Source organism: Pantoea sp. nfd-35 (genome assembly GCF_056892255.1).
Genome location: NZ_CP122403.1, coordinates 2790361 through 2812941, shown reverse-complemented (window position 1 = coordinate 2812941; position 22581 = coordinate 2790361). Strand labels below are relative to the sequence as shown.

The following is a 22581-nucleotide window of genomic DNA, read 5'->3' as shown; positions in this document are numbered from 1 at the left end:
CTGCGTCGTGCACCAGCGGTGCTGTTTTTCGTCAGTTGCGGTTATTGTGCCATTTTTTTCCCACTGCTGAAATGTTACAGCATTTCGCAGGTTGTTGTCGGGAGCAAAAAGAGAAGTATGAATACCCGGACCGGCGAAAATGTACAGGTTAAACTATCAATTTTTCTTATACGCTTCGCATTTTTTTCAATTCAGGTATCATGTGCGCGCTAAATTTCTTCTATTGATAACAGGAACGAACACCATGCCAGTGTTACACAACCTTGTTTCCAATAAAGAGCTGAAGGCGCGCATGCTGGCGGAAACCGAGCCGCGCACCACAGTCTCTTTTTACAAGTATTTCACTATTGCCGATCCAAAAGCGTTTCGCGACGAACTCTATCTCGGGTTAACCGCATTGAAGGTGTTTGGGCGTATTTACGTTGCGCACGAAGGCATCAACGCACAACTGAGCGTGCCCGCCAGCCAGTACGAGGCGATGAAGGCCTATTTGTACGGTTTTGATCCGGCGTTAAATCATCTGCGTATGAATATCGCGCTCGACGACGATGGCAAATCGTTTTGGGTATTGCGTCTGAAAGTACGTGACCGCATTGTCGCGGACGGCATCGACGATGAAACTTTTGATGCCAGCAACGTCGGCAACTATCTGAAAGCGGCGGAAGTGAACGCTATGCTTGACGATCCCGATGCGGTATTCGTGGATATGCGAAATCATTACGAGTATGAAGTCGGGCGCTTTGATAATGCGCTTGAGGTGCCTGCCGATACCTTCCGTGACCAGTTGCCGATGGCGGTGGACATGCTGAAGGATAAGAAGGATAAAAAAATCGTCATGTACTGCACCGGGGGGATTCGCTGTGAAAAAGCCAGCGCCTGGATGCGCCATAACGGGTTCGAAGATGTTTATCACGTCGAAGGCGGCATTATTGAGTATGCGCGCCGCGCACGGGAACAAAATCTTCCGGTGCGTTTCAAAGGCAAGAACTTTGTCTTTGATGAACGCATGGGCGAGCGTATTTCGGATGATGTATTATCCCACTGCCACCAGTGCGGGACGCCGTGTGACACCCACGTAAACTGCGTTAATGACGGCTGTCACCTGCTGTTTATCCAGTGTGAACGTTGTGCTGAAAAGTACGAGCACTGCTGTAGCCCGCTCTGTCAGGAGGAAGCCCGCCTGTCACCCGAAGAGCAACGCGCTCGCCGGGCAGGACGTGAGAATGGCAATAAAATTTTCAACAAGTCGCGTGGCTTGCTGAACATGACCATTCCTGCGCCAACCCGCAAATAGCCGGAGCCGCCTGAAGCCTGGCTTCAGGCGGCTTAAGATTACTGACGTACGCCTTCTACTGAGATGATTAACTCAACGTTCTGAGAGGCTGGCCCAAGATCCTGAGTAATATTAAAGTCTTTCAGCGCAATCTCGCCTTCCGCTTCAAAACCGGCACGATAGCCGCCCCACGGATCCTTACCTTCACCCATCATTTTGGCTTCCAGCGTCACAGGTTTGGTCACGCCATTCAGCGTTAAATCTCCTGTAACGGCCAGTTTATCGCCGTCTTTCTTCACCGAGGTTGATTTAAAGGTCGCAGTGGGATGTTTGGCCACATTCAGGAATTCAGGACCGCGAATATGCTTGTCACGCTCGGCATGGTTGGTGTCCACGCTGTTGGTGTTGATGGTCACATCCACTTTATCGGCTGAAGGATTACTGGCATCGAAGCTGAACGAACCGTCGAAATCTTTAAAGGTGCCGTACAGCCAGCTGTAGCCTAAGTGCTTGATACGAAACTGTACAAAGGCGTGCTGGCCCTCTTTATCAATTTTGTAATCAGCGGCACTGGCGGTCAGGGAACCCAGCAGCAGGCCGGCACCTGTGATGGCCAGAAGCGTTTTTTTGAACATATTATTTTTCCTTTTCAGAGGGTGAACGGATGCCCAGACCCAGCATCCTTTTCAGGGTGATATCGCGATCGATAAAGTGGTGCTTTAGTGCGGCCAGGCCATGTAACACCGACAGGATCACGATGCTCCAGGCCAGCCATAAATGAATATCTCCCGCTAAATCTGCCTGTTCGCCCGCGCCGGTCAGTACAGCAGGCAGAGAGAACCAGCCAAACACCGAAACCGGTTTGCCGTCGGCGGTAGAGATTAAATAGCCACTGAAGAGGATGGCGATCAGCAGGCCATAGAGTAATCCGTGCGCCACGACAGCCGTGATGCGCACAAGAGGGGAATAACTGCTCAGGGGTTTAGGCGGCGGCGAAACCACGCGCCATATCAGACGAATAATCAGGGCCAGCATCAGAATGACCCCGATGCTCTTATGAATCTCTGGCGCATTGTGATACCAGGTATCGTAATAGCTCAGCCCAACCATCCATAATCCCAGGGCGAACATGGCATAGATAACCAATGCCATTGACCAGTGTAGGAAAATGGAGAGCCATCCATAACGACCGGGTGAATTTCTTAGCAACATTTTTGCAGCAGTATCTTAAGAATATGTAGAAATAAGAATCTACAGAATGAAACACAAAAGCAATAATGCTTACTTTTCTATAAATATCTCCTGTACTAATGAAATCGGCTCGCGTAGCGGTGCGCGTAAGCACAATATTATTGAACAAGGCTGTTTTACGCGGGCGCTGAGACGTGGAAAAGTGGATAAACGGGCCTGTTTGCGTGGATATAACAGTAGGAAGAGCATCAGATAAAACCGGAATGTAAATATATGTCAGTGCGGCGCCGCGTAAAACCGGGCCGCCGCATCCTATTTACTGAAAGCGTGACAGTCTGAACGGTGTGAGATCAAAACTGAAAGGCTGATTCTGCGCAAACTGACTGGCAAGCTCGCCTAAAACGCTGGCAAATTTGAAACCGTGTCCGCTTAAGCCCGTTATCACCAGACGGTCAGGATCGCCCGGCACGGTATCGATAATAAAGTCTTCATCGGGGCTGACATCATAACTGCAGGCTTCCCCGTGCAAACACACGCCAACGCCGGGTAAAAACTGGCGCAAAAAGCGGAATGTTTCGCTGCCATCGGCGGCCAGGCTACCGAAGGGTTTGCGATCTTCGGGTTGGGTCATCAACTGGCCCCCATCATGGCGGCCTAACTTCAGGGCGTTGTTATCGGCAGGGAAACCATAATACTGGCTGCCATCGGCCATTTCGCAGGTGAATCCGGGAAAGGCATTGTTTTCACTGTAACGACCATCAGCCTGATACCAGGCAAAGACCTTACGCGTTGGTGCCACTGGCAAATTCGGCACCAGTTTGCTGACCCATGTCCCGGCGCTCACCAGCATTTTTCGCCCACGGTAAATGCCGTCAATCGTGGTGACCTGCTGTAAATCGCCTTCACGACTGATTTGCGTGACGGGGCAGTTAAACAGCTGCGCGCAGCCCTGTTTTTCCGCCAGCTGAATCCAGCTCCGCACCGCCTGTTCACTTTTTAAAAAACCGGACTGTGGCTCAAATACGCCCAGGTACTCATCGGGGACGTTAAACTGCGGCCAGCGTTTTCTGACCTCCGCGGCCTGTAATATCTCGACGGGAAGCTGCCAGGCTTTTGCGCTGTTGATGACGTTTTGAATAAACACGGAGTGAGCAGGGGCGATATTCAGGACGCCGCACCGGTGCATAATGCGCTCGCCAGCCTGCTGCTCAAGCGCATCCCATAACGTCTGCGCACGCAATACCAGCGGCACATAGCGCTCGCCTTCTCCGTAAGCATGACGAATCAGGCGGCTTTCGCCGTGGTGGGCGCCCTGAGTATGAGGCGGATGGGCGCTGTCAATCATCAGTACGGAGAGGCCGGCCTGCGTGGCGTAATAGCCTGCTGCTGCGCCGACTGAGCCGCTCCCGACCACAATAAGATCGTAAATCATGAAAATGGAACTCCTGAAAGGGTTACATAATCAACAGCATACCAGAAAGCCCAATAAAAAAGGCACCCTGAAGGGTGCCTTGCTGATGCAGCAGTATTAATGCTTCTTTAGTAGTCGTTCTACTTGCTCGGCAGATTCTATCTTGGCGATACCGGCTTCAAGAATGGAGATGAACTGCTTTGCTACATCAGTCGTCAGCCAGTAAGTCGGGCCAACGTCTGCGTCTTCTTCTGTTTGATCTTGCGACGAAAGGGAGTGCAGGCGGATCATCATCGCATCATAGCTGTCAACAGTACTGATATCCCAGCCCACCAGTGGATGGGTCTGAATTACATCTTTGCGACTGTCCATTATAACCTCCTTATTACTCGTTAAACGAAGTGCATGATGAGGTTCAATGCGGCTTTTTTATTTCCACTGCGAAACAATTATAACAGCAATATAGCGATTTACTGATTAAAACGTATCACGGAACGCCTGAAAGCAGAATGTTTGTCTCTAAAACGGTAAAGCTGAGAAGATATAATACCAGAATGACAGGTAGGTAATCGTCCTATTTAAACAGTAAAAGTTGTTCATCACTGGCGTTAACCGCACGTCAGATTAGGGCGGTCTCCGCGCCGGTTGTCCCACTGCGCTTCTGTAACGTTTCGGCCAGGCGCGCAAACTGCTGCTGCAGTTGCTCATCATGGTTTTGATTCTGGGCTTCAAGAGAAAGATTATGCACCAGTAACTGACTGGCCCGGTCATCAAGACAGAAAATCAGGCTGGAGAACGCATTTTCCAGCACCGTTAAACGACGCTGCTGTTCACCAATCAGCGTTAACAACTCGCCAAAGGTCATCGCTTCTTCGGGTTTATCTGTAGTCATGGGATGCAACTCCTTTTATGCATGATCAGCGCCAGCATAGGACATTGATCATTCAGAGTCCAGATGGGGAGAGGGGTTAGGCAGACTTTAAATGAAGATAAAAAAACCGGGTGGCGAAACCCGGCAAAAAACAGCACAGTGGCGGTTAATCGGTAATGAACCAGTCGTCAGCGCTTTCCCACGTTTGTTGCAGGATTTCGCTGATTTGTTCACGCGTCTCTTTATCTCCGCCCATCACGCTCAGCTGGTTAGCCGTGGCGTAACGCACTTTGACGTGATTGGTGAATTGCGGGAATTGTTCATCGATACGGCGCGACAGTTCCTGGCTCAGGGCTTCTATCGCACCAGCGGGTAGAGGTTGGGTCTTGGCAACGGTAATTTCAACACGCATAAAAGCCTCCGTATAAGATACTGTATATAACTACAGTATAAATATGCCGGAGGCAAGTGAAATTATTTTACACGCCAGTTCAGCGTTTCACCGGCCAGGAAAGGCACCAGCTGATGTGAGCCCATTTCAATTGTTTCTGCGACTGTCCAGGGCTCACGCACCAGCGTGATGGTGCCTTCGTTCAGCGGCAGACCATAGAAGCGGGGACCGTTCTCTGAACAGAACGCTTCAAAATGCGCCAGCGCACCGATCTCCTCAAACACCGTGGCATAAGCGGGCAGGGAGGTAGGCGCATTGAATACGCCAGCACAGCCGCAGCTGCTCTCTTTCAGATGGCTCAGGTGAGGCGCGGTGTCGGTACCCAGGAAGAAACGTGGATGACCGCTGGCCACCACTTTGCGCAACGCCTGCTGATGCGTATTGCGCTTCAGAATGGGCAGACAGTAAAGGTGCGGACGAATTCCGCCCACCAGCATATGGTTACGGTTAAACATCAGGTGCTGGGGGGTAAGGGTAGCGGCCAGGTTTTCATTGGCGCTTTCCACATAGTCTGCGGCATCTTTGGTCGTAATATGCTCCATCACGACTTTCAGCGCAGGGAATTGCTTACGCAGCGGTTCCATCACCGTTTCAATAAAGCGGGCTTCACGGTCAAAGATATCAATATGTGAATCAGTCACCTCGCCATGCACTAACAGCGGCATGCCCAGCGTTTGCATCCGCTCCAGCACCGACGCGATTGACGCAATGTTGGTCACGCCGTGGCTGGAGTTGGTTGTCGCATGGGCAGGATAGAGCTTGGCCGCAGTGAACAAGCCGGAGTGGTAACCGCGCGCCAGTTCTTCGGCGTCTAACGAGTCGGTCAGGTAGCAGGTCATCAGCGGGGTAAAGTCATGACCGTCAGGCAACGCGGCCAGAATGCGGTCGCGATAGGCTTCGCCCGCCGCGACGCTGACCACCGGCGGAACCAGGTTGGGCATCACGATAGCCCGACCGTTCACCGCGCTGGTGTAAGGCAGCACCGTTTTAAGCATCTCGTCATCACGAAGATGGATATGCCAGTCATCTGGGCGGCGGATAGTAAGTTGCTGAGGTTGTGCGGTCATTAATACGGCTCCGGCATGAAGGATAAACGAATGGCGTGTTTAGGCCGGGTTATAAGCATAAGGACTCAGGCAACCGTTTGCACCTGTTTTTGCATCTGATAAGCAATCCGCGCCGAAAGGCGCGGATCAGGCAGGCGATAAATTTGTCGGAACGCGCTAATCGGTGAACGGGATCACCAGCTCGCCTGGCTTCACTTCCAACCCTTTAGCAAATTTCTTCGCCAGCGATTCAGCTTTACTGCGATCGGCACTCAGCACATAGGCAGGCTGCTGGTCAAAATAGCTTTTCAGCGATTGATTCAGGTAGGGCGTCAGCGTTTTCATGATGGACGCCATCTTGTCTGGCTGAACCTGTGCATCCACAATTTCCATATCGCGCAGATAAATCGCACCCTGCTGTTTGTCGAACACCGGTTGCGCACGCATCTTCAGCTGCATATCGGCCTGTTGTGGACCAAACAGCGAAGACACGTTGATTTTCGCATTACCTGATAACGTTACTTTACCCGGCTCTTCGCGACCAATCTGACTGGTCAGGTTATTCAGGACAATATGGGCATTCACCAGCCCTGAGACGCCAACGTCTTTTTCGAAATTATTGTGTTTTTGCAGCGCCTGATTGACCTCCTGCTCGCTGATGGTGTACTGGGTTAACTGATTACAGCCGCTCAGCAATACCGCGAAAAACAGGGCAATCAGCCCGTGAAAAGCCTTCTTCATAATTCCCTCGTTTAAATGAAAAAGTAGATCAGGGCATAGCCTGCCCTAATGCGTGCAGTCTGTCATCAGGAATGGGCTGAGTTAGAGTAACCGAACGTGCCTTTCGCTGCAGGGCTGGCCGCCCTTCGCCGGCGATCGCCGGGTCAGCCAGGCCTCGTCCGGCAGGTCAGGCATCGTGATCAGTGACGGCTAACCCACCCATGCCAGCAAGGGCAACTGTTCACGTGCAGGACAGGGGACGCGACGCGTCTTTTGTGTCGCGCAGACTGCAGTGAAACAGTTAAGAGCGGTTTCACTGTCAGCGCACAGGAGCATAAACGGTCAGCCCGTCTGTGATTGCGCGCGTAACGTTTTACCGCAGACCTGGCGACGGTTATAGTGAACGTTATCAAAGACTGGCATTTCCTTCCCGCCATGGATTTCAGGAGAGATGATGTTTGGCTATCGTTCTGCCGCGCTGAGGGTGAGACTCACGACCGAGCGGCTGGTGGTAAGACTGGTTCACGAACGCGATGCGTGGCGGTTAGCGGATTACTATGCGGAAAATCGCGATTTTCTCAGGCCGTGGGAACCGGTTCGCGATGACAGCCATTGTTATCCCTCTGGCTGGCAGGCGCGGCTCGGCCTGATTGCGGATATGCATAAACAGGGATCGGCTTTCTACTTTGTGTTGATGGACAGCAACGAAACCGAGGTACGCGGCGTGGCTAACTTCAGCAATGTCCTGCGCGGGGCCTTTCATGCCTGTTACCTTGGGTATTCCCTCGGCGAAAAATGGCAGGGGCAGGGCATGATGTTTGAGGCGCTGCAGTCGGCGATTCGTTATATGCAGCGGCAACAGTATATTCATCGCATCATGGCTAACTATATGCCGCACAACCAGCGTAGTGGCGATCTGCTGGCGCGCCTCGGGTTTGAAAAAGAGGGATATGCTAAAAATTATTTAATGATTAATGGCGAGTGGCAGGATCATGTCCTGACGGCGTTGACCTGCAAAGAATGGACGCCCAACCGTCGTGGATAACCCGAGGAGGGGTAAATGAAGATAGCCTTGTCGGTGCAGGCTCTGCGCGTGTTAGGTTGCCTGCTGGAAAAACAGGTGACCACGCCGGAACAGTACCCGCTTTCGTTGAACGCGGTGGTTAACGCCTGCAATCAGAAGTCAAACCGCGAGCCGGTGATGGAACTGAGCGAAAGCGATGTCCAGAATGAGCTCGACCAGCTGGTTAAAAAACACCTGGTGACGGCGAACAGTGGCTTCGGCCAGCGGGTCGTTAAATATGAGCAGCGCTTCTGCAATTCGGCCTTTGGACATCTGCAGCTCAGCCGTGCAGAAGTAGCCGTTCTGACGCTTCTGTTCCTGCGCGGCGCGCAGACGCCGGGTGAACTGCGCACGCGAAGCGGACGCCTGCACGAGTTTGCCGACGTGGCTGAAGTCGAACAGACCCTGGAAGGGCTGGCGTCACGCGATGACGGCCCGATGGTTGTACGGCTGGCCCGTGAGCCCGGCAAGCGTGAAAGCCGCTTTATGCACTTGTTGGCCGGCGAGGTAGCGCCCGCACCGACGCAGGTTGACGCAGTCACACATGATGTCGCCCTACTGGAACGCGTCGTCGCGCTGGAGCAGCAGGTGGCAGACTTACAGGCGCAGCTGGCGCTGCTACAGGAAAGAGAACACTAAATGACGATTCGTATTGGTGTTGTCGGCTTAGGCGGCATCGCGCAAAAGGCCTGGCTGCCCGTATTATCGCAGGCACGTGCCTGGCAGTTAGTGGGGGCATTTTCGCCGAACCAGGCGAACGCGCAGGTCGTGTGCGAACGTTACCGGATCCCCTGTTTCAGCACGCTGAATGCCCTGGCGGCCGCCTGTGATGCCGTGTTTGTTCATACCAGTACGGCCAGTCATTACGAGGTCGTGCATGCACTGCTGCAGGCGGGAAAAGACGTCTGTGTCGATAAGCCGCTGGCAGAAAACCTGAGTCAGGCCGAGGCGCTTGTTACGCTGGCCGAAAAGAAACAGCGCCGACTGATGGTGGCCTTTAATCGCCGTTTTGCGCCCGCCTATCAGCAGCTCAAAGACGAGATGGCATCGGTTGCTTCGCTGCGTGTTGAGAAACACCGCAGCGACAGCGTGGGTCCACAGGATCTGCGCTTCACGTTACTGGATGATTATCTCCATGTTGTCGACACCGCCTTGTGGCTGGCCGGGGGACGTTCGCTTCCGCGTCAGGGGCACATCTTGACCAATGAGCAGGGACAGATGCTGTATGCGGAGCACCATTTCAATGCCGGACAGTTGCAGGTCACGACCAGCATGCATCGTCGGGCAGGAAGCCAGCGCGAACGCGTCAGCGCCATAGGCGATGGGCGATGCATTGATATTCATGATATGCGCGACGGGCAAGTGGAGCGAGGGGCGGGGGTGGTGATCACGCCTTCTCCCTCCTGGCAGAGCCATCTGGCCCAGCGCGGATTCGTCGGGGCCGCAGAGCATTTTATCCAGTGTGTCGAAAATCAGACAAAGCCGGAGACCAGTGGCGAGCAGGCCCTGCTGGCGCAACGCGTGGTCGAATCGATGTGGCGCGATGCCGAACGGGAATAACGCCTTGTAACACTCAGCACTGGTCATTTCGCGCGATGGCAGTAGACTAACGGCCGAGATGTGACATAACCCGTGCTAAGTCACGCATTTGCCGATTTTTTTCAGGATGCCCCGTCAATTATGAATTTGTTGAAATCGCTGGCAGCGGTCAGTTCCATGACGCTGTTTTCCCGCGTGCTGGGCTTCGCCCGTGATGCCATTGTGGCGCGCGTATTCGGGGCCGGTATGGCTACCGATGCCTTCTTTGTTGCCTTTAAACTACCGAATCTGCTGCGACGCATTTTTGCGGAAGGCGCATTCTCGCAGGCTTTTGTGCCTATTTTAGCCGAGTACAAGAGCAAGCAGGGAGAAGAGGCGACGCGGTTATTTGTTGCCTACGTATCGGGGCTGCTGACGCTGGCATTGGCTGTTGTGACGGTTGCGGGAATGGTTGCCGCGCCCTGGGTCATTCTGGTCACTGCGCCGGGATTCGCGGATACGGCGGATAAATTCGCCCTGACCAGCGCGCTGCTGCGCGTCACCTTTCCCTATATTCTGTTGATCTCCCTTGCTTCCCTGGCCGGGGCAATACTTAACACCTGGAACCGTTTTTCCGTACCGGCTTTTGCGCCCACGCTGCTGAACGTCAGCATGATTGGTTTTGCCCTGTTTGCGGCGCCGCATTTCCATCCGCCAGTGATGGCGCTGGCGTGGGCCGTCGTCGTGGGTGGACTGCTGCAGTTAGGCTATCAGTTACCGCATCTCAAGAAACTCGGCATGCTGGTACTGCCGCGTCTTAACCTGCGTGATGCAGGTGTGTGGCGCGTCATGCGTCAGATGGGGCCCGCCATCCTGGGCGTCTCCGTCAGTCAAATCTCGCTGATTATCAACACCATTTTTGCCTCTTTCCTGGTATCGGGCTCTGTCTCCTGGATGTACTATGCCGATCGTCTGATGGAGTTTCCTTCCGGCGTGTTGGGCGTGGCGCTGGGCACCATCTTGTTACCGTCGCTGGCGAAAAGCTTCTCCAGCGGCAATCACGATGAGTATTCACGCTTAATGGACTGGGGCCTGCGTTTGTGCTTTTTGCTGGCGTTACCCAGCGCGGTAGCCTTGGGAATGTTATCCGGTCCCCTGACTGTCGCGCTGTTCCAGTATGGCAAATTCACCGCGTTCGATGCCGCCATGACCCAGCGCGCGCTTGTTGCCTATTCGGTCGGGCTGATGGGGCTGATTGTCGTGAAAGTCCTGGCACCGGGATTTTATTCGCGCCAGGACATTAAAACCCCGGTCAAAATTGCCATTATCACGCTGATCGTGACTCAGCTCATGAACCTGGCCTTTATCGGCCCCCTTAAGCATGCTGGCCTCGCGCTCTCGATTGGTCTGGGGGCCTGCCTCAATGCTGCACTGCTTTACTGGCAGTTGCGCAAAAAGGCGATCTTCCAGCCGCAGCCGGGCTGGCTGGGTTTCCTGCTGCGCTTACTGGTGGCCGTCGCGATAATGGCAGCCGCGCTGTTTGGCATGCTGTACTGGATGCCCGTCTGGGAACAAGGGAATATGCTCTGGCGCCTGCTGCGACTCGCATTAGTCTGTGCGGTAGGCGGGGGAGCCTACTTCCTGGCCCTGGGGCTGATGGGTTTTCGCCTGCGGGATTACGCACGGCGCACAACCGTCTGAATATCAACCTGCGCTGAACCTCATTCGGCGCGTCACCTGTAAGCAAGGCCGCAACGGCGCACGTTGCGGCCTTTTTGTTGTTTAACCCAAGGCGACAGTGAACGTCATAAGCTGCTGCGTGAATATCGCGCTCAGCCTGACATTCACGTTGAACGTCTTTGTGACAGTAAGATGTTTTTTCCTAAAAAATCGTTAAAAAAACAGGTCTGTTGACGTGATATTTAGCTTTATTAAAAACATCACGTGAGAATGATGACATGTTGTAAGGAATTGATTCTGAGGTCAATTTCATCGTAAAAACTGCCCTTTTCCTGCCGATGACTATAAACAGTTCATCACATAAGGAGAGGACGAAAATGCACATCACAGCCAATGACAACGTCAAGCTGAGTCTCTGGCATAACCTTAAGCTTGTTCCTTTATTCAGCCTGGTATTTGGCTGCATCTTACTGTTATTCGTCTCTGGCATAGGCCTTTCGGCCTGGTTTCTTGCCCAGAGCAAACACTCGCTGGATGATTCGACTGACGAGATTGCGGTTCGCCAGGGGCTGCTCGACAGTTCGACACATATGCGTTCGGCGCGGCTGCAAATTATTCAGGCGGGTGCCGCCGCGCGCATTGCGGACACGGATAACTATAAAGCGCATTTACTTGCAACAGATGTCAGCCTAAAGAAGGCAGAGAAAGGGCTTAACATTTATCTGCATCGCGCCGTCAAATCGCCCGAAGGCGCGGATATTGATACACAGCTTCAGGCACGTTTCAGCGATTATCTTCGTAAAGGTTTGCTGCCGATGATTGACGCGGCGAAACAGGGGAGCTTTGAAGAAATCATCGCCGATGAAACGGAAGCCGACAGACTCGATAAAGCTTATAAAGATGTGTTGATGAAAGCGATTGATATGCGCAATCAGCGGTCGCAGGCGATAAAACAGGATGCGGTGGATCAGGTGAATACGGGCTATATCACGATGCTGGCGGCTTTTGTGGCATCGGTGACGATCGTACTCCTGGCTTTTGTTCTGTTGAAAAAGGTCATTATCACCCCGTTACGGCAATCCCTCTCGCGTATCGACCTGATTGCACATGGTGACTTGACGCTACCGCCTGACGTTTGTGGCCGAAACGAGCCAGGCCTGCTGCTCTCGCGTCTTCAACTGATGCAGTCCTCGCTGTCGAGTACGGTTGGAACCGTGCGCGATGGTGCCATTGCCATTCTTCAGAGCGCGGGAGAAATTTCTTCCGGGAATACCGATCTCTCGTCAAGAACAGAACAACAGGCGGCGTCACTGGAACAGACAGCGGCAAGCATGGAGCAACTGACCGCCACGGTGAAACAGAACGCTGACAATGCTCACCATGCCTGTCAGCTGGCCTCTGACGCTTCTGACAAAGCCCATACGGGCGGGAACATCGTTAATCGCGTGGTGAAAACCATGGACGATATCTCCGGCAGTTCGAAAAAGATTGCCGAGATCACCAGCGTCATCAACAGCATTGCCTTCCAGACCAACATTCTTGCGCTAAATGCGGCGGTGGAAGCCGCGCGGGCAGGAGAACAGGGCCGCGGATTCGCCGTGGTTGCCAGCGAAGTGCGCAGTCTGGCGCAGCGAAGCGCGCAGGCGGCCAAAGAGATCGAAGGGCTCATTTCTGCTTCGGTCGGGCTCATCAACGGCGGCACCACGCTTGTCAGCAATGCGGGTAGCACCATGATGGAAACGGTAGAAGCTTTCCGTCGGGTAAATGACATCATTTCGGAGATCGCGGCGGCTTCCGATGAGCAGAGCCGGGGCATTCAGCAGGTCAGCCTGGCCGTTACCGAGATGGATGATGTGACACAGCAGAACGCGTCGTTGGTTGAGCAGGCCTCGGCTGCAGCCGCCTCGCTTGAAGAGCAGGCTGACAAACTGACCCAGGCCGTTTCGGTTTTCAAACTTGAAAGCCCGCCTTTGAAACATGCGAACGCCACTCTCCCTGCGACCCTGAAAGCGGCTGTGGCGCCCGTCATTCCGTCTGAACGTGGACATGAAAACTGGGAGGCATTTTAAGCCGGGAAAGGATTAAGGCGCGCGTTTTACCTGTCTGGTGAACGCGCGTCCGGCGGCACTCTGCACAGCGTCGTACAGCAATAACTGAGACGTTCAACCGTAGGCCTTTGGGCGAACAGGCTGAATCGCCTGTCTTGCGGAGAATATCGCGGGATGCGCCTGGCGTACCCGTGAGTGCATTGCGTCATTCCGTCAGGCGCGAAGCAGAGAGAAGAAGGGTTACGCAGGGCGCAGAGGAGGGGAAATTTCGGCGAGCGGATACAAAAAAAGCCATCTTCTCAGCGAGATGACGGCTTTTTACGCCTGCCCGGGTCACGCCTGCATCAGATTCGCTGAGGCAGCCCGCGATACCGGGAGGGAGGAAAACAGGTCAGACTTTACGACTTAACGTTGCCTGGCCCTGTCCTTTACCATCCGGACCATAAAACGCCTGCGTCTGATGCGGCTTCAAAATGTCTAACGCGTCATGGGTAAAGGTAATTTGATGCTGCAACAGAATACCATTGTGCGTATTTGCGTTATGTAACCGACGCGTATGCTGCTGAATACCTTCCCAGCGGCGCGCCATGTCACTTTGACCACGATAAGGTGCAGATGTACCCAGACTTTTCTCGTTGCTGCGACGCATCTCGTCTAAATAATTCAACGTACTCAGCAGCGCGCTCTTGTCTTCCGTAATACGCTGCAGGTTGTTGCTGTTGATCATTCCAGACGACAGCTGCTGTTGCTCTTCATCCAGAACGATGGCCAGAGACACCAGCACTTCCTGCATCTTATCTAACGTGGTCAGCAAATTACTCATGGGGATTATTTACCCTCTAAATACGCCTTAGTGTCGGCAATCAGCGCATCAGCGATTTTGCCGGTATCCATCTTCAACTCGCCATTGCGAATGGCGGTTTTTAATTGTTCTACGCGCTGGACGTTAATGTCCTGGCTGCCGGGCTGCATCAGCTGTGCTTGTGCGCTGCTCAGGCTGACCTGAGCGGCCGCAGGCGTTGTAGCAGTCGTGGTGCTGCTCTGACGCAGGCGGGTAGTTTGTTGCTCGCTGCTGTCACGTGTTTGCACAGTGCTGGCGGGCTTTGTCGGTTGTGTTCTGTCGATGCTCATATTCGGGCTCCTGTAAAGTCAGGGGAGTCTGCCACCTGAATCATAATAGCGTAATCGCTTAGCTGATTCTTCTATCGGCAGATAAACAGGCTTCTTTAATGTTTTATAGTGTTATAAGAATTTTCCCATCATCGCTCACCCGGCCACTTACAACCTGGCCATTTCCCATACGCACCCGAACCCACTGTGAAATCGTACCGTTGTTTAACGCTTTGCCTTCGCCGCTGGCGTCAAATCCGTCTCCGCTGGCCACCACCATCACGTCCTGACCCGCTTTGACGCGCCACGGCTGGCGCAGCATGGACTGACTCACGGGTTGTCCCGGCTGGATGTCACGCAGGACCACCGAATCCGCTACGGACTCATCGGTGAACAGTGTGCGCGGGGGCAGGTTATCAAGACGTCCGTTTTCAATACGGAAATCCTCTTTACTGACGGTGCTGCCACGGGCAATTAATTTTGTTGCGACCAGATAGTCACCGGTTACCTGAACCTGGACCTGAATATAACGACGGTTCTCACCACAGTTAGCCGCCACGCTCATGTTGCCCCAGGCCCGGCTGTTGCCCGGCAGGGTAAACTGCGGGGCCTCACATTCTGGCCACTGGGCCTGCGGCGTACGAATCACCACATTCATTCCGGCCGCGTGCTGGGGATCGCGTGCCTTAAAAAACTGGCTCAGTTGGGCGCTGAAATCGCCTGCCATTACGGGTAGGGCAATCAGGGCCAGCAGGCTTGCTAACAGGGCTGAATATCCACGCATGTGCTTTTCCTCACTGATGATGCCAACGAGTGTACGCGCATAAAAAAAAACTCAAGAGCAAAAATAGCGACGATTTGAGGCGTTATTCAGACGATGACTCTTGCTTTTTCCCGATTAAGCTGCCAGCTCGAAATTCTCATTTGCGGAGGAAGCATGCTCGACAAACTCGATGCGGCGCTACATTTCGGTACCGAAGCCCTTAACCTGCGAGCTCAACGTCAGGAGATTCTGGCATCAAACATTGCCAACGCCGACACCCCGGGCTATCAGGCCAGGGATATCGACTTTGCCAGCGAGCTGAATCGGGCAATGGCGAATGGACGTGCTGAAGGCAGTAGCCTGGCGCTTAAAGTCACGTCGGCGCGCCACATTGAAGCGCAGACGAATTCGGCACCGTCAATGGACTTGCTGTATCGCATTCCGGATCAGCCATCAGCCGACGGTAACACCGTGGATATGGACCGTGAACGTACGCAGTTCGCGGATAACAGCCTGAAATATCAAACCGACCTCACGCTTATCAGTAGCCAGATCAAGGGCATGATGAGCGTGTTACAAGGGCAATAATTATGGCCTTGCTTAATATTTTTGACATTGCCGGTTCAGCGATGACCGCGCAATCACAGCGATTAAACGTCAGCGCCAGTAACCTGGCAAACGCCGACAGCGTAACCGGTCCGGACGGACAGCCTTACGTGGCAAAACAGGTCGTTTTTCAGACCGATGCCGCCGCTGGCGCCGCAACGGGTGGAGTGAAAGTGGCGCAGGTGGTGGACGATCCGACCCCGGCAAAACTGGTGTATGACCCAGGTAATCCCATGGCCGATGCCAAAGGGTACGTGAAGATGCCTAACGTGGACGTGGTAGCCGAAACGGTTAACACCATGTCGGCGTCACGCAGCTACCAGGCTAACGTCGAGGTGCTGAATACCGTGAAGTCGATGATGATGAAAACGCTGACGATGGGTCAGTAACGGAGAAAAATAATGGCTATTTCGGTAGGCGTTAACGAGAAGCTGGACCCCACGGTACTGAGTTCATCCAGCACCGGAACGGGGAACAGCTCTCAGGACCTGCAAAACCAGTTCCTGACCATGCTGGTCACGCAGCTGCAAAACCAGGATCCGACCAATCCGATGGATAACAGCCAGCTGACAACGCAGCTGGCACAGATCAACACCCTGAGCGGCATTGAAAAACTCAATACCACGCTGGGATCCATTTCCGGCCAGATCAGCACCAGCCAGTCTCTGCAGAGCTCCACGCTGATTGGGCATGGCGTGATGGTGAATGGCTCTCAGATTCTGGTCGGCAAAGGCACCACGACGCCATTCGGCGTTGAGCTGACCAACGCGGCCACTACTGCCACGGCGACGATTAGCGACGCGCAAGGCAACGTGGTGAGCACTCAGGATCTGGGCGCACTGAGCGCCGGCGTCCATACGTTCTCGTGGGACGGCAAATTACCGGATGGCAGCGTGGCGCCAGACGGGAAATACAAGGTTGCGATTGCTGCCAGTAACAGCAGCGGTCAACAGGTGGCTCAGCCACTTAATTATGCCTACGTCAATGGCGTAAGCACGGCGGGTAATACCGCAAAACTGGATCTCGGCACCATGGGCTCCGCCACCCTTGACGACGTACGTCAGATTCTCTGATTCACCTGTAGACAGGAGAGGTTTAAATGTCATTTTCACAAGCGGTCAGCGGTCTCGGCGCTGCCTCAAGTAACCTGGACGTTATCGGTAACAACATCGCTAACTCCGCCACAGCGGGCTTCAAATCCAGTACCATCGCGTTTGCCGATATGTTTGCCGGCTCTAACGTGGGTTTGGGTACAAAAGTTGCGGCCGTTATCCAGAACTTCAACGATGGCTCTACCACCACCACCAGCCGTGGGCTGGATGTTGCGCTGAGCGGCAACGGTTTTTTCCGTCTGACCAACTCGGCGGGTGCGGTTTCCTATTCCCGTAACGGCCAGTTTACGCTGGATCAGAACCGTAACCTGGTGAATACCCAGGGTCTGAATGTGACCGGCTATCCGGCGTCAGGCGTGCCACCCACAATCCAGACCGGTGCGAGCCCGGTTGCGATTAAAATCCCTACCACGCAAATGCCGGCGAATGCCACCACCACGGCGAATCAGGTTGCGAAGCTGAACTCCACGTCTGCAGCACTGGATGACACCAAGTTCTCGGCGACTGACCCAACGACGTACAGTGCCAAAAACACCATCACCATGTACGACACTCAGGGTAACTCGCACTCGCTTGATCTGTACTTCGTTAAAACTGCAGACAACACCTGGAAAATTCACGGCATTGACTCCACTGCGGGCTCAAACGTGGGTAATTACCAGATGAGCTACAATGCCAACGGTCAGCTGACGGGCGTTTCTTCACTGGATGCGACCGGCAACGTCGTCGCGGGCTCAACCACGGCCAGCACCGCTACTGTGACCATTCCTGGTGTGAATGGCGCAAACGGTACCACCGTCGCCTTGAACTTTGTGGGCAGCCTGCAGCAAAACACCGGTGCCACCACGTTTGGTAACGCCACACAAAACGGCTACGCGCCTGGCGACCTGACCAGCTACGCCATCAACAATGACGGTACCATCACCGGCAGTTACTCCAACCAACGCACTCAGCTGCTGGGACAGATCGTACTGGCCAGCTTCTCTAACCCGGAAGGTCTGAAATCTCAGGGCGACAACGTCTGGGCAGAAACCAATGCGTCTGGACAGGCCGCTGTTGGCCTGGCGAACACCGGAACATTTGGTTCACTGACCGCAGGTGCGCTGGAGTCTTCGAACGTCGATATGAGTAAAGAGCTGGTCAACATGATCGTCGCGCAACGCAACTATCAGGCGAACGCGCAGACCATCAAAACGCAGGACCAGATCCTTAACACCCTGGTCAACTTACGTTAATTCGCTAACGGGATTGCTCTATGGATCACGCGATATATACCGCGATGGGCGCGGCCAGTCAGACACTGGATCAGCAGGCGGTTACCGCCAGCAACCTAGCCAACGCCTCAACGCCCGGTTTCCGGGCGCAGTTGAACGCGTTGCGTGCTGTACCGGTTAACGGCTGGTCACTGCCCACGCGTACGCTGGTAACGGCATCCACGCCGGGTGCCGATATGAGTCAGGGTGCAATGGATTACACCGAACGTCCGCTGGACGTGGCGATGCAGCAGGATGGCTGGCTTGCAGTGCGTACTGCAGACGGCAGCGAAGCCTATACCCGCAACGGCAACATGCAAATCCGTTCGGACGGCACGCTGACGGTGCAGGGCAATCCCGTCATGGGCGAGGGCGGCCCGATTGTGATCCCACAAGGTTCAGAGATCACGATTGCGGCTGACGGTTCGATTACCGGACTGAACGCTGGCGACTCACCCAATGCCACCGTGCAACTGGGTCGTCTGAAGCTGGTTCAGGCAACAGGTAAAGAGTTACAGCGCGGTGACGATGGCATGTTCCGTCCGACCGCCGCGACGCAGGCGACTCGCGGTGCCGCACTGCAGGCCGATCCGAACATGCAGGTGATGCCCGGCGTTCTGGAAGGCAGTAACGTCAAACCGGTTGAGACCATGGTCGATATGATCGCCAATGCCCGACGTTTTGAGATGCAGATGAAAGTCATTTCAAACGTCAACGAAAACGAACAAAAAGCCAATCAGTTGCTGAGCATCGGCAGCTAAGGCACGAGGATAAATACATGATTCGTTCTTTATGGATCGCGAAAACCGGTCTTGATGCCCAGCAGATGAACATGGACGTTATCGCCAACAACCTGGCAAACGTCAGTACCAATGGCTTTAAACGTTCACGTGCGGTATTTGAAGACCTGATGTACCAGACGATGCGTCAGCCGGGTACCCAGTCATCTGAGCAAACCACGCTGCCGTCAGGTTTGCAAATTGGTACCGGTGTACGTCCGGTGACGACCGAACGTCTGCATACCCAAGGCAACCTGTCGCAGACCAATAACTCAAAAGATATCGCCATTAACGGACAGGGTTTTTTCCAAATCCAGATGCCAGATGGCACGTCTGCTTACACCCGTGATGGTTCGTTTCAGGTCGATCAGAATGGTCAGTTAGTGACCAACTCCGGTTTCCCGGTTCAGCCTGGCATCACGATTCCCGCTAACGCCACCAGCATTACCGTGTCGCGCGATGGTGTGGTGAGCGTTACCCAGCAGGGGCAGACACAGGCCGCCCAGGTTGGTCAGTTAACCCTGAGCACCTTTATGAACAATGCCGGTCTCGATAGCGTGGGTGAAAACCTCTACAAAGAAACCCAGGCATCCGGTGCCCCGACTGACAGTACGCCGGGCCAGAACGGTGCAGGTTTGCTGTATCAGGGCTATGCCGAAACCTCCAACGTTAACGTTGCGGAAGAGCTGGTCACCATGATCCAGACGCAGCGCGCGTATGAAATTAACAGCAAAGCGATCAGCACCTCCGATCAAATGCTGGCGAAGTTAACTCAGCTGTAATACGAACAGGGCCGGCGCAGGCTGGCCTGAAGAACAGTCATTTATAAGGTCGTGACTCCGTGGCGATGCAACATATTCTCAAGCCTGGACATTGGTTAGTAGCAAGCCTGCTACTCACTCTTAACGGTTGTGCACTGGTACCGCGCACGCCGTTGGTGCAAGGGGCGACCACGGCTCAGCCGTTGCCATCTGCACCACCGGTGGTGAACGGTTCAATTTTTCAGGGCGTCGCGCCGCTTAACTACGGTTATCAGCCGCTGTTTGAGGATCGTCGTCCACGTAATATCGGCGATACGCTGACCATCACCTTGCAGGAAAACGTCAGCGCCAGCAAAAGTTCAACCTCGAATGCCAGCCGTAACGGCAGCGGCAGTCTGGGCATCACGGCCGTTCCTACCGGTTTAGCCGGTTTAGCCGGCGCGTCGGGCGAGAAAGCCAACTTTGCGGCGGGTGGCAAAAATGATTTCGCAGGTAAAGGCGGGGCTTCTGCCAATAACACCTTTACCGGCACCATCACCGTCACGGTGGATCAGGTTCTGTCGAATGGCAACCTGCACGTGGTCGGGGAAAAACAGATTGAGATCAACCAGGGCACCGAGTTTATTCGCTTCTCGGGCGTGGTTAACCCACGCACCATCAGCGCCAGCAACGCGGTGTTATCAACGGCCGTCGCCGATGCACGTATTGAGTACGTCGGAAATGGTTATATCAATGAAGCGCAGAATATGGGCTGGTTGCAGCGCTTCTTCCTGAATATCTCGCCGTTCTAAGAGGTTGCAATGAAAAAGTTAGCATTATGGCGTGTCGGTCTGGGGTTACTGTTAGGCGTAAGCCTGATGGCCCGTGCCGATCTGATTCGCGATTTAACCACCGTCCAGGGCGTGCGTGATAACCAACTGCTGGGCTACGGACTGGTGGTTGGCCTTGACGGTACCGGTGACCAGACCACCCAGACGCCTTTTACCACGCAGACCGTGAGTAACATGCTGTCTCAGCTGGGCATTACCGTCCCGCCTGGCACCAACATGCAGCTCAAAAACGTGGCGGCGGTTATGGTGACGGCAAAACTGCCTTCGTTTGCCCGCCAGGGACAGACGCTGGACGTGGTTGTCTCGTCCATGGGTAATGCGAAAAGTCTGCGCGGCGGTACGCTGTTAATGACGCCGATGAAAGGTGTCGATAACCAGGTCTATGCGCTGGCTCAGGGCAACATCCTGGTCGGCGGCGCGGGTGCCGCAGCAGGCGGCAGCAGCGTGCAGGTCAACCAGCTTAACGGGGGACGTATTACCGATGGTGCCACGGTTGAACGTGAGCTGCAGAGCAACTTTGGCTCGCAGAACACCATCAACCTGCAGCTCAACACCGAAGATTTCTCTATGGCGCAGCGTATTGCGGATGCCATTAACGCCCGTGGCGGATACGGTTCTGCTCAGCCGCTGGATGCGCGTACTGTGCAGGTCCGCGTATCGCCGAATAACGGTGCACAGGTTCGCTTACTGGCTGAGATACAGAATATCGATGTGTCTGTCCCTGTAGAAGATGCCAAGGTGATCATCAACTCACGTACCGGCTCTGTCGTCATGAACCGTGAAGTGAAACTGAATACCTGTGCCGTCGCGCAGGGCAACCTGTCAGTCACGGTCAATCAGCAGCAAAACGTGAGCCAGCCTAATACGCCACTGGCGGGTGGACAAACCGTGGCCACCACCAATACGCAGATCGATCTGCGTCAGAGCGGCGGCGCTCTCCAGCGGGTTAACTCCAGCGCCAACCTGAACAGTGTCGTGCGCGCGCTCAATGCCCTGGGGGCATCGCCTATCGAACTGATGTCTATTTTGCAGTCAATGCAAAGCGCGGGTTGCCTGCGCGCTAAACTGGAAATTATCTGATGAACGATGCGCAATCGCTGATGAATGCGGCTTTCGACAGCCGCTCACTGAATGACCTTAAACGCCAGGTGACTGTTGATCCGAAAGGAAAAGCGCTACAGGTGGCACAGCAGGTCGAAGGGATGTTTGTTCAGATGATGCTGAAGAGTATGCGCGAGGCGCTACCGCAGGACGGCATACTCAGCAATGAACAGACCAAACTTTTCACGTCAATGTACGATCAGCAGATTGCGCAGGATATTGGTAAACGTGGCCTGGGCCTGGCGGATATCATCGTTAAACAGATGGAACCCGCCAAAGCACCGGACGAAACCGCCGGAACCGTACCGATGAAGCTGGATAACAGCTTTATCATGAGCAGCATAGGGGCAACGCCGCTGGAGCAGATGGTGCGTAAAGCGATGCCGCGCCTGCCCGCGCCATCACCGACCGGTCTGCCCAGTGACAGCCGCGATTTTATTGCGCAACTGACGCAGCCTGCTCAGGCTGCCAGCCAGCAAAGCGGTATTCCTCACCACCTGATTCTGGCGCAGGCCGCGCTGGAGTCCGGCTGGGGGCAGCGTCAAATCCTGACCCGTGACGGCAAGCCGAGCTACAACGTCTTCGGCATTAAAGCCAGCGGCAACTGGAAGGGCGAAACAACCGATATCATGACCACCGAATACGAGCATGGCGAAGCGAAAAAAGTGCGCGCGACATTCCGGGTCTATGGCTCCTATTTCGAAGCGTTAAACGACTACGTCAAACTGATTTCGAATAATCCGCGTTATGCGGCCGTGGCCAATGCGCAAAGTGCCGAGCAGGGCGCGCAGGCATTACAGGCCGCGGGTTATGCGACCGATCCGAAATACGCACAAAAACTGGTAGGAATGATCCAGCAATTCAAGAGCATGGGCGAGAAAGTCGTTAAAGCCTATAGCCAGGATTTAAGTACGCTGTTCTGATTATTCCGCCTCAAGTTTCACTTAAGCATGCCGATAATAACAGCAAGAGCCAGGCGCGCCAGCGCATGTTG

Annotated in this window: 26 protein-coding genes; 15 read left to right on the top strand and 11 right to left on the bottom strand. The window is 54.3% G+C overall.

Translation table 11 applies throughout. The features are described 5' to 3' along the window. The first annotated feature begins 244 nt into the window (after positions 1–244). The gene (trhO, locus tag P9J57_RS13095; RefSeq protein WP_019105715.1) at positions 245–1294 is read left to right on the top strand and encodes an oxygen-dependent tRNA uridine(34) hydroxylase TrhO; all 1050 of its coding nucleotides are present in this window, start codon (positions 245–247) and stop codon (positions 1292–1294) included. Between the two features lie 38 nt (positions 1295–1332). On the opposite strand, the gene P9J57_RS13090 is transcribed toward trhO, so the two are convergent. The 8 genes from P9J57_RS13090 to P9J57_RS13055 form a co-directional block, all read right to left on the bottom strand. Continuing rightward, positions 1333–1908 (bottom strand): YceI family protein, encoded by a 576-nt coding sequence (locus P9J57_RS13090; RefSeq protein WP_013025331.1) that lies wholly within the window; start codon positions 1906–1908, stop codon positions 1333–1335. A gap of 1 nt (position 1909) precedes the next feature. Then, positions 1910–2485 (bottom strand): cytochrome b, encoded by a 576-nt coding sequence (locus P9J57_RS13085; protein ID WP_014593409.1) that lies wholly within the window; start codon positions 2483–2485, stop codon positions 1910–1912. Positions 2486–2780: 295 nt separating this feature from the next. Next, positions 2781–3896 (bottom strand): N-methyl-L-tryptophan oxidase, encoded by a 1116-nt coding sequence (gene solA, locus P9J57_RS13080; RefSeq protein WP_019105714.1) that lies wholly within the window; start codon positions 3894–3896, stop codon positions 2781–2783. 96 nt (positions 3897–3992) lie between these two features. Next, positions 3993–4247, bottom strand: a complete 255-nt coding sequence (bssS, locus tag P9J57_RS13075; RefSeq protein ID WP_013025334.1) for a biofilm formation regulator BssS — start codon at positions 4245–4247, stop codon at positions 3993–3995. Between the two features lie 247 nt (positions 4248–4494). Continuing rightward, positions 4495–4767 (bottom strand): hypothetical protein, encoded by a 273-nt coding sequence (locus P9J57_RS13070; protein WP_014606143.1) that lies wholly within the window; start codon positions 4765–4767, stop codon positions 4495–4497. 145 nt (positions 4768–4912) lie between these two features. Then, complete coding sequence (gene dinI / locus P9J57_RS13065) at positions 4913–5158, bottom strand: DNA damage-inducible protein I (protein ID WP_013025336.1); 246 nt, start codon at positions 5156–5158, stop codon at positions 4913–4915. A gap of 62 nt (positions 5159–5220) precedes the next feature. After that, the gene (pyrC, locus tag P9J57_RS13060; protein ID WP_013025337.1) at positions 5221–6264 is read right to left on the bottom strand and encodes a dihydroorotase; all 1044 of its coding nucleotides are present in this window, start codon (positions 6262–6264) and stop codon (positions 5221–5223) included. A gap of 156 nt (positions 6265–6420) precedes the next feature. Beyond that, a complete protein-coding gene (locus P9J57_RS13055) occupies positions 6421–6984 on the bottom strand; it encodes a lipoprotein (protein WP_014593411.1) in 564 nt (187 codons plus the stop codon). Between the two features lie 433 nt (positions 6985–7417). Between P9J57_RS13055 and rimJ the strand changes: the two genes are divergently transcribed. The 5 genes from rimJ (at position 7418) to P9J57_RS13030 (ending at position 13293) form a co-directional block, all read left to right on the top strand. Beyond that, on the top strand, positions 7418–8008 hold the full coding sequence (gene rimJ / locus P9J57_RS13050; RefSeq protein ID WP_014606141.1) for a ribosomal protein S5-alanine N-acetyltransferase: 591 nt from the start codon (positions 7418–7420) through the stop codon (positions 8006–8008). Between the two features lie 15 nt (positions 8009–8023). Then, positions 8024–8665 carry a DUF480 domain-containing protein gene (locus tag P9J57_RS13045; RefSeq protein ID WP_013025340.1) on the top strand — a complete coding sequence of 214 codons (642 nt, stop codon included), beginning with the start codon at positions 8024–8026 and terminating at the stop codon, positions 8663–8665. Beyond that, positions 8666–9586, top strand: a complete 921-nt coding sequence (locus P9J57_RS13040) for a Gfo/Idh/MocA family protein (RefSeq protein ID WP_013025341.1) — start codon at positions 8666–8668, stop codon at positions 9584–9586. Positions 9587–9706: 120 nt separating this feature from the next. Further along, positions 9707–11245, top strand: a complete 1539-nt coding sequence (murJ, locus tag P9J57_RS13035) for a murein biosynthesis integral membrane protein MurJ (RefSeq protein WP_019105712.1) — start codon at positions 9707–9709, stop codon at positions 11243–11245. Between the two features lie 356 nt (positions 11246–11601). Then, on the top strand, positions 11602–13293 hold the full coding sequence (locus tag P9J57_RS13030) for a methyl-accepting chemotaxis protein (RefSeq protein ID WP_019105711.1): 1692 nt from the start codon (positions 11602–11604) through the stop codon (positions 13291–13293). A 370-nt stretch (positions 13294–13663) separates the two neighbouring features. Here the strand turns inward: P9J57_RS13030 and P9J57_RS13025 are convergent, their stop codons facing one another. From P9J57_RS13025 to flgA, 3 genes are all read right to left on the bottom strand, one after another. Next, the gene (locus P9J57_RS13025) at positions 13664–14095 is read right to left on the bottom strand and encodes a flagella synthesis protein FlgN (protein ID WP_013025344.1); all 432 of its coding nucleotides are present in this window, start codon (positions 14093–14095) and stop codon (positions 13664–13666) included. Positions 14096–14100: 5 nt separating this feature from the next. Further along, on the bottom strand, positions 14101–14403 hold the full coding sequence (gene flgM / locus P9J57_RS13020) for a flagellar biosynthesis anti-sigma factor FlgM (protein ID WP_015700562.1): 303 nt from the start codon (positions 14401–14403) through the stop codon (positions 14101–14103). Between the two features lie 103 nt (positions 14404–14506). Beyond that, positions 14507–15166 carry a flagellar basal body P-ring formation chaperone FlgA gene (gene flgA / locus P9J57_RS13015; RefSeq protein WP_013025346.1) on the bottom strand — a complete coding sequence of 220 codons (660 nt, stop codon included), beginning with the start codon at positions 15164–15166 and terminating at the stop codon, positions 14507–14509. Between the two features lie 153 nt (positions 15167–15319). On the opposite strand from flgA, the gene flgB reads away from it, so the two are divergent. The 9 genes from flgB to flgJ all read left to right on the top strand — a co-directional run bounded on the left by flgB (position 15320) and on the right by flgJ (position 22510). Further along, positions 15320–15733, top strand: coding sequence for a flagellar basal body rod protein FlgB (gene flgB, locus P9J57_RS13010; protein WP_015700561.1), 414 nt, complete (start codon positions 15320–15322; stop codon positions 15731–15733). 2 nt (positions 15734–15735) lie between these two features. Continuing rightward, entirely contained in the window at positions 15736–16140 is a 405-nt protein-coding gene (gene flgC / locus P9J57_RS13005; RefSeq protein ID WP_013025348.1) for a flagellar basal body rod protein FlgC, read from the top strand. Positions 16141–16152: 12 nt separating this feature from the next. After that, positions 16153–16824, top strand: a complete 672-nt coding sequence (flgD, locus tag P9J57_RS13000) for a flagellar hook assembly protein FlgD (protein WP_013025349.1) — start codon at positions 16153–16155, stop codon at positions 16822–16824. A gap of 26 nt (positions 16825–16850) precedes the next feature. Then, positions 16851–18098 (top strand): flagellar hook protein FlgE, encoded by a 1248-nt coding sequence (gene flgE / locus P9J57_RS12995; RefSeq protein ID WP_014606134.1) that lies wholly within the window; start codon positions 16851–16853, stop codon positions 18096–18098. Between the two features lie 20 nt (positions 18099–18118). Then, positions 18119–18877, top strand: coding sequence for a flagellar basal body rod protein FlgF (locus tag P9J57_RS12990; protein WP_014593419.1), 759 nt, complete (start codon positions 18119–18121; stop codon positions 18875–18877). Between the two features lie 17 nt (positions 18878–18894). Next, entirely contained in the window at positions 18895–19677 is a 783-nt protein-coding gene (gene flgG, locus P9J57_RS12985) for a flagellar basal-body rod protein FlgG (RefSeq protein ID WP_013025352.1), read from the top strand. A 65-nt stretch (positions 19678–19742) separates the two neighbouring features. Beyond that, positions 19743–20447: a flagellar basal body L-ring protein FlgH gene (locus P9J57_RS12980; RefSeq protein WP_014593420.1), complete on the top strand. Its 705-nt coding sequence runs from the start codon at positions 19743–19745 to the stop codon at positions 20445–20447. Positions 20448–20456: 9 nt separating this feature from the next. Next, a complete protein-coding gene (locus P9J57_RS12975) occupies positions 20457–21566 on the top strand; it encodes a flagellar basal body P-ring protein FlgI (RefSeq protein ID WP_014593421.1) in 1110 nt (369 codons plus the stop codon). Beyond that, on the top strand, positions 21566–22510 hold the full coding sequence (gene flgJ / locus P9J57_RS12970) for a flagellar assembly peptidoglycan hydrolase FlgJ (RefSeq protein WP_013025355.1): 945 nt from the start codon (positions 21566–21568) through the stop codon (positions 22508–22510). Before P9J57_RS12975 ends, flgJ begins: the two co-directional genes overlap by 1 nt. Positions 22511–22581: the final 71 nt, after the last annotated feature.

What these genes read in the sequence shown, in the direction of transcription:
- P9J57_RS13025 (WP_013025344.1), bottom strand. Translation starts at nt 14,095, where the DNA reads ATGAGTAATTTGCTGACCACGTTAGATAAGATGCAGGAAGTGCTGGTG.
- P9J57_RS13090 (WP_013025331.1), bottom strand. Translation starts at nt 1,908, where the DNA reads ATGTTCAAAAAAACGCTTCTGGCCATCACAGGTGCCGGCCTGCTGCTG.
- dinI (WP_013025336.1), bottom strand. Translation starts at nt 5,158, where the DNA reads ATGCGTGTTGAAATTACCGTTGCCAAGACCCAACCTCTACCCGCTGGT.
- rimJ (WP_014606141.1), top strand. Translation starts at nt 7,418, where the DNA reads ATGTTTGGCTATCGTTCTGCCGCGCTGAGGGTGAGACTCACGACCGAG.
- P9J57_RS13055 (WP_014593411.1), bottom strand. Translation starts at nt 6,984, where the DNA reads ATGAAGAAGGCTTTTCACGGGCTGATTGCCCTGTTTTTCGCGGTATTG.
- flgA (WP_013025346.1), bottom strand. Translation starts at nt 15,166, where the DNA reads ATGCGTGGATATTCAGCCCTGTTAGCAAGCCTGCTGGCCCTGATTGCC.
- flgD (WP_013025349.1), top strand. Translation starts at nt 16,153, where the DNA reads ATGGCTATTTCGGTAGGCGTTAACGAGAAGCTGGACCCCACGGTACTG.
- flgM (WP_015700562.1), bottom strand. Translation starts at nt 14,403, where the DNA reads ATGAGCATCGACAGAACACAACCGACAAAGCCCGCCAGCACTGTGCAA.
- murJ (WP_019105712.1), top strand. Translation starts at nt 9,707, where the DNA reads ATGAATTTGTTGAAATCGCTGGCAGCGGTCAGTTCCATGACGCTGTTT.
- bssS (WP_013025334.1), bottom strand. Translation starts at nt 4,247, where the DNA reads ATGGACAGTCGCAAAGATGTAATTCAGACCCATCCACTGGTGGGCTGG.
- trhO (WP_019105715.1), top strand. Translation starts at nt 245, where the DNA reads ATGCCAGTGTTACACAACCTTGTTTCCAATAAAGAGCTGAAGGCGCGC.
- pyrC (WP_013025337.1), bottom strand. Translation starts at nt 6,264, where the DNA reads ATGACCGCACAACCTCAGCAACTTACTATCCGCCGCCCAGATGACTGG.
- P9J57_RS13040 (WP_013025341.1), top strand. Translation starts at nt 8,666, where the DNA reads ATGACGATTCGTATTGGTGTTGTCGGCTTAGGCGGCATCGCGCAAAAG.
- flgG (WP_013025352.1), top strand. Translation starts at nt 18,895, where the DNA reads ATGATTCGTTCTTTATGGATCGCGAAAACCGGTCTTGATGCCCAGCAG.
- flgE (WP_014606134.1), top strand. Translation starts at nt 16,851, where the DNA reads ATGTCATTTTCACAAGCGGTCAGCGGTCTCGGCGCTGCCTCAAGTAAC.
- P9J57_RS13070 (WP_014606143.1), bottom strand. Translation starts at nt 4,767, where the DNA reads ATGACTACAGATAAACCCGAAGAAGCGATGACCTTTGGCGAGTTGTTA.
- flgB (WP_015700561.1), top strand. Translation starts at nt 15,320, where the DNA reads ATGCTCGACAAACTCGATGCGGCGCTACATTTCGGTACCGAAGCCCTT.
- P9J57_RS13030 (WP_019105711.1), top strand. Translation starts at nt 11,602, where the DNA reads ATGCACATCACAGCCAATGACAACGTCAAGCTGAGTCTCTGGCATAAC.
- P9J57_RS12990 (WP_014593419.1), top strand. Translation starts at nt 18,119, where the DNA reads ATGGATCACGCGATATATACCGCGATGGGCGCGGCCAGTCAGACACTG.
- P9J57_RS13085 (WP_014593409.1), bottom strand. Translation starts at nt 2,485, where the DNA reads ATGTTGCTAAGAAATTCACCCGGTCGTTATGGATGGCTCTCCATTTTC.
- P9J57_RS13045 (WP_013025340.1), top strand. Translation starts at nt 8,024, where the DNA reads ATGAAGATAGCCTTGTCGGTGCAGGCTCTGCGCGTGTTAGGTTGCCTG.
- flgJ (WP_013025355.1), top strand. Translation starts at nt 21,566, where the DNA reads ATGAACGATGCGCAATCGCTGATGAATGCGGCTTTCGACAGCCGCTCA.
- flgC (WP_013025348.1), top strand. Translation starts at nt 15,736, where the DNA reads ATGGCCTTGCTTAATATTTTTGACATTGCCGGTTCAGCGATGACCGCG.
- P9J57_RS12980 (WP_014593420.1), top strand. Translation starts at nt 19,743, where the DNA reads ATGCAACATATTCTCAAGCCTGGACATTGGTTAGTAGCAAGCCTGCTA.
- P9J57_RS12975 (WP_014593421.1), top strand. Translation starts at nt 20,457, where the DNA reads ATGAAAAAGTTAGCATTATGGCGTGTCGGTCTGGGGTTACTGTTAGGC.
- solA (WP_019105714.1), bottom strand. Translation starts at nt 3,896, where the DNA reads ATGATTTACGATCTTATTGTGGTCGGGAGCGGCTCAGTCGGCGCAGCA.